The organism is Methanolobus zinderi (assembly GCF_013388255.1).
Lineage (GTDB): Archaea > Halobacteriota > Methanosarcinia > Methanosarcinales > Methanosarcinaceae > Methanolobus > Methanolobus zinderi.
The window spans coordinates 20,758-35,889 of the sequence record NZ_CP058215.1 but is presented as its reverse complement, the minus strand read 5'-3'; the positions used below and the strand labels follow the sequence as shown (position 1 = coordinate 35,889).

General features: G+C 43.5%; 8 protein-coding genes. 2 read left to right on the top strand and 6 right to left on the bottom strand.

The window, feature by feature from the left end; genetic code table 11:
* Window positions 1-143: 143 nt before the first annotated feature.
* The 5 genes from ppsA to modA all read right to left on the bottom strand — a co-directional run bounded on the left by ppsA (window position 144) and on the right by modA (window position 6,695).
* On the bottom strand, window positions 144-2,579 hold the full coding sequence (gene ppsA / locus HWN40_RS00145; RefSeq protein ID WP_176963861.1) for a phosphoenolpyruvate synthase: 2,436 nt from the start codon (window positions 2,577-2,579) through the stop codon (window positions 144-146).
* Window positions 2,580-2,681: 102 nt separating this feature from the next.
* A complete protein-coding gene (locus tag HWN40_RS00140) occupies window positions 2,682-3,977 on the bottom strand; it encodes a coiled-coil domain-containing protein (protein WP_176963860.1) in 1,296 nt (431 codons plus the stop codon).
* 98 nt (window positions 3,978-4,075) lie between these two features.
* Window positions 4,076-5,200, bottom strand: a complete 1,125-nt coding sequence (locus tag HWN40_RS00135; RefSeq protein ID WP_176963859.1) for an ABC transporter ATP-binding protein — start codon at window positions 5,198-5,200, stop codon at window positions 4,076-4,078.
* 8 nt (window positions 5,201-5,208) lie between these two features.
* On the bottom strand, window positions 5,209-5,877 hold the full coding sequence (gene modB / locus HWN40_RS00130) for a molybdate ABC transporter permease subunit (protein ID WP_176963858.1): 669 nt from the start codon (window positions 5,875-5,877) through the stop codon (window positions 5,209-5,211).
* Between the two features lie 14 nt (window positions 5,878-5,891).
* The gene (gene modA, locus HWN40_RS00125; RefSeq protein ID WP_176963857.1) at window positions 5,892-6,695 is read right to left on the bottom strand and encodes a molybdate ABC transporter substrate-binding protein; all 804 of its coding nucleotides are present in this window, start codon (window positions 6,693-6,695) and stop codon (window positions 5,892-5,894) included.
* 345 nt (window positions 6,696-7,040) lie between these two features.
* Here modA and HWN40_RS00120 point away from each other — a divergent pair, with 345 nt between their 5' ends.
* Complete coding sequence (locus HWN40_RS00120) at window positions 7,041-8,216, top strand: SDH family Clp fold serine proteinase (RefSeq protein WP_176963856.1); 1,176 nt, start codon at window positions 7,041-7,043, stop codon at window positions 8,214-8,216.
* Window positions 8,217-8,509: 293 nt separating this feature from the next.
* Here the strand turns inward: HWN40_RS00120 and HWN40_RS00115 are convergent, their stop codons facing one another.
* Complete coding sequence (locus HWN40_RS00115; protein WP_176963855.1) at window positions 8,510-8,941, bottom strand: peptidylprolyl isomerase; 432 nt, start codon at window positions 8,939-8,941, stop codon at window positions 8,510-8,512.
* 191 nt (window positions 8,942-9,132) lie between these two features.
* On the opposite strand from HWN40_RS00115, the gene HWN40_RS00110 reads away from it, so the two are divergent.
* Window positions 9,133-15,084 (top strand): VWA domain-containing protein, encoded by a 5,952-nt coding sequence (locus tag HWN40_RS00110; protein WP_176963854.1) that lies wholly within the window; start codon window positions 9,133-9,135, stop codon window positions 15,082-15,084.
* Window positions 15,085-15,132: the final 48 nt, after the last annotated feature.

Below are 15,132 nucleotides of genomic sequence, written 5' to 3'. Positions count from 1 at the left end.
CTCTAAACCCGAGTCCCCTTCTTTCAGTGAAGATCGTCCTTCTGAACACAATGACGACCTTACTATTCATTTATCATTTGTGTAAATATAAGCATTTTGAATCATGATAAATAAAAACGATATGTGGGGAAGTGCCCGAAACATTAGAGGTCTATGGAAAGACAGTCGTTCTTTTCCATTTCCTCTTCTGTCTTCTTGATTCTTGGCACGATCTCCATAACAGAATCAGGGTTCAGGGAGATCGAGTCTATGCCCTGTCTCACAAGGAACTCCGCAAACTCCGGAAAATCACTTGGTGCCTGCCCGCAGAGTCCGCTGTGCTTGCCGTTCTTCTTTGCACCCTTGATAGCCATGGCAACGATTTTCTTTACTGCCTCATCCCTCTCGTCAAAGGCTTCTGCAAGTATCTCCGAATCCCTGTCAACTCCCAGTGTAAGCTGGGTCAGGTCGTTGGATCCGATGGAAAAGCCGTCAAAGTACTTACTGAACTCGTCGATCAGAAGGATATTACTTGGTATCTCACACATGACATATATTTGCAAATCGTTCTTTCCCCTCTCAAGGCCATGTTTCTTCATCTCCGCGAGCACCTTCTCAGCTTCTTCTATCCTCCTGCAGAACGGGATCATAAGGATCAGGTTTGAAAGTCCCATCTCTTCCCTTACTCTCTTCATCGCCCTGCATTCAAGTGCAAATCCTTCCCTGTATCTCTCATCATAATAGCGGGAAGCACCTCTGAAACCAAGCATGGGATTGTTCTCCTCGAACTCGAAATATTTCCCCCCGAGCAGGCTTTCGTACTCATTTGACTTGAAATCGCTCATACGCACCACTACAGGTTTTGGATGGAAGGCTGCGGCAATGGTACCAACTCCGAAGGCAAGTTTTTCCACAAAGTAATCTTCCTTACTTTCGTAACCCTTTGTAAGTTCCTCGATCTGCTCAAGCACGGATTCATCATCAACCTTCTCGGGATGAACAAGTGCCATGGGGTGGATCCGTATATAACTTGAGATGATGAATTCCAGTCTTGCAAGCCCTATTCCGTCATTGGGTATCATGGAGAGCCCGAAGGCTTCCTCGGGGTTGCCAAGATTCATCATAACTTCAGTCTTAGCATTTTCAATTTCCGTGAGATCAACACTTTCCGTATGGAAATCAAGTGCTCCCTCATACACCTTTCCGACATCCCCTTCCGCACAGCTAAGGGTTACTTCCATGCCGGTTTCCAGCTTTTCCGTGGCATCCGTCGCCCCGACAACAGCCGGTATTCCCAGCTCACGGCTCACAATTGCTGCGTGGCATGTTCTTCCTCCCTTGTTTGTGATAATTGCCGCCGCTCTCTTCATTACCGGTTCCCAGTCAGGTGTTGTTGTATCAGCAACAAGTACCTCTCCTGCCTTAAAAGATGAAAGTCTGGATACATCTTCAATGACCCGAACCTTTCCGCTGGCTATCTTGCTACCGACGCTTCTGCCTTTTACAATGACAGACGACCTCTCGTCAAGAATATAGTTTTCAAGTATGTTCTTTTTCCTCTGGGACTGCACCGTTTCGGGCCTTGCCTGAACGATAAAAAGCTCTCCGGTTTCCCCATCCTTGGCCCATTCTATGTCCATGGGCGATCTCTTCTGATTCTTTCCGGAATAATGGTCCTCTATGGTGACTGCGTAGCGTGCAAGCTGCAGTATCTCTTCATCATTGATACAGAAGCTTTTTCTCTCGGCCTCGGGGACTTCCACATTGCGGGTGAGCACCCGGGAATCCCCACGGCCGTAGATCATTTTTATGGCTTTCTCACCCAGTGTTTTATTGATGATGGGTCTGTTATCGTCTTTAAGTGTGGGTTTGAATACATAGTACTCATCAGGGTTCACAAGTCCCTGGACGATGTTCTCTCCCAGGCCATAGGCCGCGGTTATGAAAACAACATCCTCAAAACCGGATTCCGTATCTATCGTGAACATCACTCCGCTTGAAGCAAGGTCCGAGCGGACCATCTTCATGACTCCGACAGAGAGACCGACCTTGAAGTGGTCGAAATTGTTGTTCACACGATAGGAAATGGCCCTGTCTGTGAAAAGCGATGCAAAACACCTGCTGCAGGCATCTTTCAATGAATGGTAGCCGCTGATGTTCAGATAGGTTTCCTGCTGGCCTGCAAAAGAGGCATTGGGGAGGTCTTCCGCAGTTGCCGAACTACGCACGGCCACATCGGTATCAACTGTTCCGTACTGCTCACTGAGTTTGTCATAGGCCTCTTTTATCTCCTCCCAGAGATCATCGGGGATACCCGCATCAAGGATAATGCTCCTTGCCTTCTTCCCCCTTTCCGAGAGGTCCTGGACATCTTCCGTGTCCAGCCCTTCAAGGGTCTTTTTAAGTTCATCAAGAGTTCCTGACTCCTCCAGCACATGCCAGTAGGCATCCGCAGTGACTGCAAAACCGTTTGGTATCCTGATTCCCTCTTTTGTCAGTTCCCTGTACATTTCCCCGATAGAAGCGTTCTTTCCTCCCACCAGAGGAACATCACCTATAGTTATCTCTTCAAACCACCGGATATACTTGCTGTTTCCCATCAATAAACCCCTGAATTACTCAATCAGTATGTATATGGATATGATTGTTTTCCAGAAGTATATGTCTTTGGGAAAGGGATTGAAGCGGCAGAAAAAATAAGATCAGGAATATATTATTTCGGCATCCTGTCCGAAAATGGTTTTTATCTCTGAGTTGAGCAGATGTTTTGAACTTTCCAGATTATCCTCAATATCCTGCAGATGATTACGTTCTGCCTCTATTCTGCTCAGGATCTGTCCGATGGAGTCACTGTACTGAGATTCCTGAGTTTCGATATTCTCCATCTTCCGGTAAACGTCCAGTTGATTCAGCTCATAGGTGACTGCTTTTTTCTCCGACAGATAGTTCTCTCTCTGCTCGAGCAGATCTGCCATTACAGATGTTTCTTTCAACTTCTCTATCTGCCTGAGTATCTTATCATACATCTGCTCTTTGAGGCCAAGGTCCCTGTTTTTTATACGCTGTTCCAGCATATCAAGAAACGATCCCAGCTCCGTTTCACCGATTGCAGCCGGGTTATTTTTTATTGTTTCCAGTGTCCTTCTGTTCTCGGGTGACAGTACGTGTATCTCTTTATTATCCTGCTTTTCAACCCTTGATATGGCCTTGGACATGGGTGTGAACAGTCTTCTGATATCCGAATCTGTGGACGATATCTCATTCTCAAGTTCCTTTATCCTGTTCTCAAGGTTGCGTGCATTCTCAAATTCATCGCTTTCCTTGAGCTCCTCCATCCTGGAACCAATATCAGCCACATCTTGTTTTGCAGATTCGTATTTTTCTTCCAGGTCGATAATCCTGCCCTGGATTTCTTCGATCTCCCTTTCCAGGCGGCGGATACTTTCTATCTGCTCCGGGAACTTATCGAAGATCTCTATCTTCTCTTTTTCATCCTTTATCAAACCATAGAGTTCATCAATCCTGCTTTCAAGACCTGCCAGACCCGGGCCTACATTCTCAAATTCCCTTGGATAGAGAGCCTTGATATATAGCATGCTTCTCTGGGTATTTTCCAGTACCTGCTTAAGAACGGTCTTTGAATCCTCATAGAAATCAAAGGCATCCTTTGGATCCTTATTCGAGGGTACGTGTATCTTTTCGATCACCAGGTCGAGGTTGTGGATTACGTTGTCACGATTGGACTCTCCCAGTTTCTCAGCCCTCTTATTTGCATCCGCCATCGCTTCCGCCTCAAGCAGCCTCTGTCTGGCATCCCTGATATCCTTTATAGAGCTGTTGATCTCTCTGTACTTCTCCCCGATAGGTGCCCTCAGTGAGTCCAGCTCCTTCTTGTATTCCTCATTGATAACATCCGGGAGCCTGTTGAAGTCAATCCTTTGGGGCAGGCTTTCAGTCTCTTTTTTCTTTTTCCCGAATATTCTGTCCAGAAAACTCATAGTCTTATGAAAAGACGGAATACTGTTTTAAAAGCCTGTTGGAATCTTATACTGTAAGTCTGTTTCCGGAAAATCCTATGAACAATAATACCCGGGACTCAGATTACAACGACCCTGCTCTTGTCAATGGCCACCCTGCATTTATCCCCGGCTTCAAGTTTTGTATTCTCTAAAAACTGGTTTGCCACCTCGGCGATGATCAGGTTGCTGTGTTCTTTGATCTTCAGAACTATTACCTTGCTGGACCCCTTGTTGACAATACTCTTCACCGTTGCATCAAATATATTCTCATCCTGCATTCCTGTTCCATCTCCTATCTTACGCAGGACACGCAGGTTCTCAGGACGTATTCCCCATGATATCTTTGTACCCTTTTCAATTGCCGGATGTTCTGCTCTTACAAGCATTTCCTCGCTTTGAACTACGATCGTGCCGGAAGCAGGGTCCACCTCCTTCACAATTGCGTTCCTGAACAGGTTGGACATACCGACAAGTTCCGCAACATGATGGTTCTTCGGATGATAGAATACATCCTCAGGCGTACCAAGTTGCTGCACACGGCCGTCGTGGAAAACGATGATCTTGTCGGCAATTGTGAAAGCTTCCACATGGTTGTGTGTGATAAAAAGTACCGGTATCCCGAGCTCTCTCTGTATCTCCTTGATCTTGTCCCGAAGATTCAGGCGGACTACCATGTCCAGCGCTGAGAAAGGTTCGTCCAGCAGGAGAATGTCAGGTTTTGGTGCAAGGGCACGGGCAAGTGCAACCCTCTGTTTCTGCCCACCCGAGAGCTGTGAGGGATAGTTATCCTCCAGACCTTCTATATGAAGCAATTGCAGCATCTCATTTACCCTGCTCTCTTTTTCTCCGTCACTCCATCCCTTGAGTCCGTAGGCGATATTCTTCTTCACATCCATATGCGGGAAAAGTGCGTAATTCTGGAAAACATATCCGAGGCTTCTCTCCTGTACCGGCAGGTTGATCCTTTTGTGGCAGTCAAAATATACCCTGTCGTTTACTATTATCTTACCACCATTTGGCTCCAGGAGGCCGGAAATACACTGAAGTGCGGTTGTCTTCCCGGAGCCTGAACGTCCGAAAAGCACCACCAGCTCATCTCCCATCTCGAATTTGGCATCAAGTGTGAAAGCGGCTTCAATGCCTTTTTTCTTGTCACTCTTTTTCCTGTAATAGCGTTTTCTGAAATCCACTCTGATGCCCATATTAACACCTAGACCTTCCATGTATTGACAAGCTTTGCGGTAATCGCCATGGAGAGCAGTGACATGATTATAAGTATCAGTACCAGCATGTTGGCAAGTTCGTTGTTTCCTGTCTGGAAGGCACTGTATATCGAAAGCGACATGGTGTTCGTTCTCCCGGGGATGTTCCCGGCAACCATGAGCGTTGCACCGAATTCTCCCACAGCCCTTGCAAAACTGAGTACAATCCCTGCAAGTATGCCTTTCTTTGCAAGTGGAAGGGTGATAAAAAGTGCGGTTTCAAGTTCCCGTCTTCCTAGTGTGAACGCGGCATACTCAAAATCCCTGTCAACTGATTCAATTGCTGCGGCTGTTGTTTTCACCATCAGGGGAAGTGATACCACAAAGGCTGCAATGACTGCAGCTTCCCATGTAAAAAGTATGCTCCATCCTGTGAGGTTGTAGATGATATTTCCAAGTGTTCCGTTTCTTCCCAGCAGGATAACCAGGATATATCCGGTAACGGTGGGAGGGAGCACTAAGGGTAATGTTACAAGGACATCTGCCAGCCATTTTCCCCTGAAATCACGCCTTGCAAGTACATATGATATAACCACTCCTATCAGTGCAACTACGAGAGTGGATAGTGAGGCAATTTTCAGCGTGATTGTGAGGGGAAATAATATCTGTTCCAGCATGTCCTTTTTCCGTTTTAAGCCGTGAAGCCGTATGATTCCAGTATTGCCCTTCCTTGATCAGAACTGACAAAGTCTACAAATGTCTGTGCTTCTTCCTTGTTCTCTGAAGCTGATGTCACTGCTATCGGGTAACTTATAGGTGTGACCGTGGGTAATGTTGCCGCGATGTCTATGGTACCCTGCTCAGATGTCGCTGCATCCGTACTGTAGACAAAACCTGAATCTACCTCTCCCCTTTCGACATATACGAGCACCTGCTTGACGTCATCTGCCAGCAATGTCTTTGCTTCGAGTTCTTCCCATAAGCCTTCTGCTTCAAGTGCTTCCACCGTATACCTGCCCACAGGTGCGGTCTCCGGGTTTCCGATGGAGATTGTACCAACTTCACTTGAAGTGAGGTCTTCCGGTCCGTTTATGTCCAGCTCGTTGCCGGCAGGTGTTATCAGAACCACTGTATTTGCGGCAAAGTCCTCCCTTGAATCCTCGACTATCAGGGACTGCTCACTTAAAAGATCCATGTGGTTCTGTGAAGCTGATGCGAATACATCTATGGGTGCGCCGCCTTCGATCTGCATCCTGAGTGTTCCTGATCCCGCAAAGTTATAGTTCACATCTATATCGGGATTCTCTTCTTCGAACTTTTCCTCTATCTCGTTAAAGGCTTCTGTAAGGCTTGCGGCAGCGGATACTGTAATTGTTGTGGCCTGTGCCTGCTCTCCTGCGTTAGTATCCTCGTTTGTGTCAGTGCATCCGCTGGCGAGAAGTGCGATTGTCAGAATAGCTGTAATTGCCAGAATGAGTTTCCTGTTGTATAACATAATTATTACCTTCTATGTTTTGTCTTCGGACTTAATGGTGAATACGGATTTTCACCGTTATGTTCTGTCAGACATAACGCTATTCTTCTTTGTTCTGCCATAAATATTTTTCTATGTATGGATTCTGTTAAGTTAAGGAGTATTTCTGAATAGATGGGGTTCGCGGTATAAAATTGTAATTATAGAGATTTTGGATAACAAAATGTTAAAAATCAGTGTCTATAATACACAAATAATTAATAAAATATATTAAATATATAATTAATATGCAAACTTAATATAGTTTGTTGCAATATAAACTTCATAACAGTATTAAAAAGTAAAATTAATTAGAATGGGTATAATATGGGTTTGATGAGTGAGTACATTAAAAAGAATAAGCCAATTGAAGAGTTAAACTCCGAACTCCGCGAGCTTATAAAAAAATATAATCAAAAAAAAGATACATATATGGTTGTCCATGCAAGTGCTATAAGCAAGTCAGATATACCAGATGTCGCTTTGAACATGGATGATTATTATGCAATAATTGATTTAATTAGAGATGTAGAATCTACTAACCTTGATTTTTATATAGAAACACCGGGGGGAAGTGGCGAAGCTGCGGAAGAAATCGTTCGCCATCTACGGAATAAGTTCGAAAATATAAATTTTGTAGTTTCAGGTGAAGCAAAGAGCGCAGGGACAATAATTGTTTTGTCTGGTAATGAAATATATATGACAGAAACTGGGAGTCTTGGTCCGATAGATGCACAAGTATTTATTGGACGGTATAGGGTTTCTGCACATGATTATATAGAATGGGTAAATGAAAAATGGAAAGAGGCTGAAAGTAAAGGAAGATTAAATCCTTTTGATGCCACAATGATTGCTCAAATAAGTCCAGGAGAATTAAGGGGAGTCGAACATAGTTTAAGGTTTGCTGAAGAAATTGTAGGAAAATGGCTTGCTAAATACAAGTTTAGTAAATGGAATGTTACGGAGACCCATCAAAGGCCAGTAACTACTGATATGAAAATTAAAAGAGCAAAAGAAGTAGCTTCTGAACTTATCAATCACGGCAAATGGAGATCGCATGGGAGATCATTAAAGATTAATGACTTGGAAGACATTGGGCTAAAAATAAATCGAGTTGATAGTGATTTAGAATTAGCAGACATCGTGTATAGGATTCAAACGATAATACGCTTAATCTTTAGCAATAGCAATACATACAAAATATTTGTAACACAAGATAACATCCTTAGTAAGAATGCTACAGTTGCTTCTCCCGTGATGCCTATAAATGAGGCTATGCCAGAAGCAGTAGAGGCAAAGATAGAATGCGAGGGGTGCAAGAAGATCCATGAATTATACATTAATTTAAATGGTAATAAAGAAGTTGACCAAGAGCTTAAATCAAAGGGTTTAATACCTTTCCCAAACAATAGCAGATTGATTTGTGAATGTGGAACCGAAAATGATTTAAGTGGGTTAAAAAATGATATTGAATCAAAATTTGGAAAAAAAATAGTAAATTAGGAGGGTGTATGTGCAGAACGAGTCAATGTTTACATTTTTGAAGCGCGTAAAAGAAGGTGAGTATGCTCCAATAGAGGAAAGCTCACTTCAATATGTAAGAATGAGAGAGAGTACTATTGTCGTTCAACAAGACTGTAAACAATATCATTACAGCATGAGTTAAGTTCAGTTTGTACATAGCATCAATGGAATAATGATGCTCTTTTTATTTTTAATTATTTAGTTTGTTTTAATTATCTTAAAAAACAGAGGTTGGAGTATCAGAAATACTCCACCGGTAAAGTCCGGAAAACCTATTCTTCAACGATAGTGACCTTTTTCATCACATCATTTGCCTTTATCTTGTTGACAACGTCCATGCCCTCGATAACCTGTCCGAAGACCGTGTGCACGCCGTCAAGATGTGGCTGTGGGGAATGTGTGATGAAGAACTGGCTGCCACCGGTGTTCTTTCCTGCGTGTGCCATTGAGAGTGCACCTGTGCCGTGTTTACGCGGGTTTCCCTTTGTCTCGCATTTTATGGTATATCCAGGGCCGCCTGTACCGTCTCCCTTGGGACATCCGCCCTGGATAACAAAGTCAGGTATTACCCTGTGGAAAGTGAGTCCGTCATAGAATCCTTTCTTGATAAGTTTCTCGAAATTTTCCACGGTCTTTGGTGCATCCTTCTCGAACAGTTCCAGTACGATCTTACCCTTTTCAGTTTCGATGATTGCCTTCTTCATGAGTTTCACCTCTGCAGTTTACAGGTATTATGGATTTAAGCATTTTGCAAGGAATTACGATATCTCCATTATTTTTATATATCTTATTTTATATAGATGTTTAATAAGTAATATATTGATAACTGCGCATCAGATAGTTTTCAAAGTTGTTTGAGTATTCCGGTAATAAAAAAAGGTGACAGGTGTATTTAATGAAAGGTCCCGGTAGATTAATTCTTACTTTTATTCTCCTTCTTACTTTAAGTTTTACAGCTTACGCCCTGGATATGGAATTTCTAACCAGGGATGTCCAGAGTAGTGTGGGGAATTCGGTTAATTTAAGTGTGTCGATAATGTACGATAATGGAACTCCTGTGAATGATTCCCGGGTGAACTTCACAACTGATCTGGGGATATTGAATCAGGAATCTGTTTTATCTGATTCTTCAGGTATTGCTGAAGTTTCACTCAATTCCTCCACCGCAGGAACGGCCCATATCAATGCAAGTTCAGGCGGTACTTATAATTTGACAAATATTACCTTCTATCCGCTTTCTGCTGATTCAATTCTGGTAGATGCTGATAAGTATGAAAATGTTGCCGGCAGCATTACGAACATCACTTTTACACCTGTTGATGTCTTTGATAATACGAATTGCAGTGAAAAAATAAATCTGGATATTGCCGTAAGTGACTATTCGGGAAGCCCTGCATTAAATCCCGTATTTACCATTAACTATGACAAGATCACAACTCTTGAAATAAGCCGGGATGAAAATGGCGATGCATACTGGAATGTTTCCGAAGTGGGTAGCAGCCCGGAGTCAGATTGTGCTTTTCTTTCTGTAAACTCTACGATTTCAGGTAATATCACTATTACATCAACCACAGGCTCTGCATCCAATTACACGGAGCTGGTCATCCTTCCGGGTGAACCGGATAGGATAACAGCAGTGTATAATGATGAATGTACTGTTAATACAAGCCACAATATGTATGTGCGTGTTTATGACAGGTACGCAAATCCGACTCCTGAGGTTGATCTTACTTTCAGTGTAACATCTCCGGAGAATACCGTTTATAACAGCCCTGTTGAATATAGTTCTGCATCTCTTGAATATTATAGTGGGATCACTGATGCAAGCGGAAAGTTGTCCAACACTTTCACAACTGATAAAAGAGCGGGATCGAATATTATAACTATATCTGTTGTCAGTACATCGCTCACAGGAAACATTACTATACAAGGTCTTGCGGATGAGATACACAGATTCTTCCTGACATATACTCCTGAGTATGCCCTGTCAAACAATCAGGACACATACACACTATCCGCACGTCCAGTGGATCAGTTCATGAATCCGATACTGCCACTTACAACCCCCATCAAGGAGCAGGTCAGGTTCACAACGGACAGCGGCAGTTCGGTTCTGGTACCACTGAACAGCCAGGGACGTGCAAATACCATCGTAGGTCCCACTCCGTACATAGAATCCCTTTCAGTATCAGCTACCTACAGGAATGAATCCGGGTATACCAGCTTCACTAATAACACTACACTTTATTTCACGGCGGGACCACTTGAAATGATAGATATATATTCTGTTCCGAACGCTGTTCTGTCCCGGGAATTGAGTGGAAATCATGAATCAAGTATAGTCCTTGTCGCACTGGATGAATGGGGTCATTCATTGCCTAATGTTCATGTCACATTCAACAATAGCAACGCAACCGTGGGAACACTGACAATTAACGAAATCAATTCTACCCATATCAATGCAACAACGGATTCCGAAGGAAGGATATATGGTACTTTCACAGGAAATGTCTCCGGAAACACAACTATTACGGCTGCTAGCGAAGATGTGAACAGTTCAACCAATATCAGCGTAAAGGCCGAGCCTTTTATGAGTGTTAACCTGAATGTACAACCCACATCGGTGACATCAGGGTCTCTTATCAATGTAACAACAATCATTTCTATCGAGGGAGAGCTTCCCATTGTAAGGCCTGCTGCAAGTGCCATGCTTGTGCTTGACCGCTCTGGAAGTATGGATCCGGATTACTATGCGGGAACTCCACTTGATGTGGTACTTGTGATAGACCGTTCGGGAAGTATGTCAGGAACCCCTATCGAAGATGCAAGGAATGCTGCAAAAGAGTTCACCGATAACCTTGTTTCCAATTCTGAGGCAGGAGTGGTTTCATTTGCCAGCTCCAGCGGGGTGGATAAGGACATGACGCTTCTGAACTCATATGATAACAAGGCTGCCGTAAAAAGTGCTATCGACTCGATAGATGATGACGGTATGACTGCAATGGGTGAAGGAATGGCGGATGCTAATGACCTTCTTATAAATCATGGCCGTTCAGATACCAGAAAAGTTATGATCGTTCTCACGGATGGAGAAACGAATTCCGGAGATGATCGGGATGGTGAAGATGCTATTGCATTTGCAAATGCAAATGGTGTTACAATCTATACCATAGGTCTGGGAAGCAGTCTTGATGAAGCACTGCTCAGGCATATCGCATCTGAGACCGGTGGTACATACTACAATGCACCTGACAGTTCCGATCTGCGTGAGATATACAATACGATTGCCCAGGAACTGAGTGATTATGATATATCTGATGTAGAGTATGGAGTTGAGGGATTCACTCCTTATGATTATACTTTCCAGGAATCTCTGGGGACACCATCTTCAATAGAAGGGATCACGCTTAGGTTCGAAGGCTATGATCTGGACACAGTATTTGATGCAGGTTCAGCTTACGGCGGATCAAGTGCCGGTGAATGCCTTATTCAGATAAACGGAAACAATTTTGAATTAATACCTTCCTATGATACGGGTATTAATGAACAGTGGGATGATTATGAATACGATATCTCTGCTTATGTGCAGCCAGGGATCAACACCATAACTTTCTATGATTATCATGACTATGAAACTGGAAGCAATTGGAATAATCGTGTAAGAAATGTAGAAGTTTTCTGGAATGGCACAAAGATTGCATCCCATTCAGATGATACTGAGTTATATGCAGGCGGTTATGATTGTTCAGTGAATCTTGTAGAGCCTTTTGAAACAGACATTTTTATTAATGAAACAATAAATGACCTTAAAGTTCAACTTGACTGGGAGGATGCAGCAGAAGATTTCTATCTTCAGCTGACCAGTCCCTCTGGAAAGATGTACGGCCTCAACAAAGATACCACAGGATACTATCCCAATGGAGATACTTCTGAATACATATGGATTCAACCGCTTTCTTACTTGTATCCGGATGATGACAGCGACACAGTTGAAACTGGCTACTGGACTATAACTGTCATGGGTACGAGTACAGATGACTTCACTATTACTACTTTCATCGACAAGAAGAGTGCTGCCAAACTTTCATCCCATGCTTTTATGAGCAGTTTTGACGAGAGCAGAGGTGACAAAGCGGGACTTGCACTTTATAGTTTTGAAGATGTGGTCGAAAGTAATAACCAGACAAGTTACCTGCTCGATGATAGTAGCTGGGTAGGGTATTTCACAGCCGGAACGGATGGTTTCCATACTTTCAATATCACATGGGATGATACTTCATCCATTGATGCTTATCTCTATGATGGTATAGAGGTCCTGGATTCCTCTGGAGGAACAGGAGCATGTGAAGTATCCCATCTGCTTTCAGAAGGGAAGACATATCATCTGGAAGTAGTTAAAGGAGCAGGCACACTTACAGATACCCGGTTTACGATCAACGTCTCAACTTCAGAACCTGATTCTTTTATGACCGCCTACTATGACAGCAGTGGCGGTGGCGGTACTCCTAAGTATCGCGTATGGGATGGCCTTGAATGGTCAACAGAACGTTCGGCTAACTACGTCGGTGGAAGCCCCTATTACGTGGTCCTTGAATCAAGTCCTTTGAACTCTGAGATCATAATGGCCACTGCAGACAGTAATAATGATGTGAATGTACAGGTATGGGACAGTTCTTCCTGGGGCAGTGTGAATCAGTTAAGTGGACATCTTTATTCCTATGAACAACGGGGCTTTGACCTAAAGTACGAACAGGTATCAGGGGATGCGATAGTAGCCTATATGGATACGGATATAGATGACGCGACTCCTCGATATAGAGTATGGGATGGTAATTCGTGGAGTCCCGATAATTCAGTGGACGACAGCAATTCCGGTGCAGGTGATACAGGATGGATAAGGCTTGAGGCAAATCCCTATTCAGATGAAATGGTCCTTGTGACTCTTGATAATGAAAGGGATCTACGTGCACAGGTCTGGGATGGTGATTCATGGGGAAATGTCAATTCCGTCACAAATAGTGCCAGTGCGATACGTGAAGGATGGGGATGGTTTTCTTCATATAGCGTCTATCAGTGCTTTGACGTGGCTTATGAGCAGACTACAGGAAGAGCAATGGTAGTATGGGCGGATAGTGATGGACACGTGAATTATTGTATCTGGGACGGAAATTCATGGAGTTCAGAATATACCATTTTTGACCTGTCTGATGATATCTGCTGGATAAAGACAGCATCGGATCCTAACACTGATAATATACTCCTGGCAACACAGGACAATGGCGATAATATTCATATAGCTGTCTGGGACGGTTCTACATGGTCTGGTCCCACACAGATTGAGAACAATGTGTACGAGTATGAAAGAAGATCTGTTGATGTAGCTTTTGAGCAATCCAGTGGTGAAGGTGTTGTTGTCTGGGGTGACAGCAGTTCAACTCCTAAATATCGGACATGGGATGGCTTTTCATGGAGTGATGAATCATCAGCATCAGATCTTGGTGGAAACGGTTATACTCGTTGGGTCCAGCTTACACCTGATCCTGAGAGTAATGATATTTTCCTTATGACCTCTGATGGTAATTACGATCTTAATATCCAAAAATGGGATGGCTTTTCATGGAGCATAGTCACAGAGCTTGAAACATCGTCAACAAGGTACTATGAGTGCTTTGATATGGTGTTCAACGAACTGGCAGGTGACCCGGAAATCACTTCTGTTTCCTGGAATCAGTGGACTGCCAGTGTAACATCAACTCTGGAAAATGATTCCCTCTCCCACCTTGAAAACGCTATAGGCACAATGACGGCAGACGGACTTACTTCAATAGATGAAGGTATGTATGCTGCCAATAACGAGCTATCTTCAGTGGATGGTAATTCCACAATGGTGATTATGACAGACGGTCTTGACAATGCAGGTTATCATTCTCTGCTTGAGGAAGCTCACAGGGCAAAGGAGAATAATACCATCATATATACTGTGGGTTTTGGTAATGATGAATCCGAAGTGGACCCTGTGCTTGCTGAGGTCGCAGAGATCACAGGTGGCGAATACTACTTTGCACCAAACTCCAGTGTTCTGAAGGATATCTTCCAGGGTATTGCCATGCAGATCACCAACTTCTCCGCAGGTGGTCCTGTATTAAGTGTACATGTGCCTTACAATTACATAACTCCACTCTCGGTGGCAAAGGCCACCTACATTCCGGGAAGCAGTAACTCAACAACCGGTAATGCAACTTTGTTCGTAGCACCCACAGCACCAGCTACAGGCAATGCTGAACCCACGATCACAACTTCCGGTACAAGGTCTGCACTTGAATGGCAGATGCCCACAATGGGCTCAGGTGACAAATGGGGTATATGGTATCAGATGAGGGTGGATGGAGCAGGCTATGTGCCTATAATCATGCCGTCATCCACGGTTACATACACTGACCTCGATGGTGAGAATGTAACTGTCTATGTGCCCGCCAGTGGGAGTGCAAGTCTGGGAGGAAATGTTGCAGGTGTTCTCACATATGCTCTTGGTAGTCTGGAAATGGTGCCGGATGACCATCTTGTATTGATAGACAATTCTTCCAGGATAACTTTGACCGTAGAGGATGTAACAGGCAATTCAAGTTTTGCCTATGTAATACTTGAAACCGATCTGGGTTATTTCAACAATTATCAGAATCCTGTAAATATAACTGTAGTAGGATCGGACACAGTTGATTTCTCAAGTGCTATCGCAGGAAAGGCCCACATTACTGCCCGGGCATATAATATCAACAATGTAAGCGATATGCTTACAGCAAAAGATATGCTTGTGGTAAGACCAAAAGGGATGATAACAATAAGTTAAATCATCTCTTTTGTATTCTATTTCTACCATCTGTTCTGAAAAAAGAAC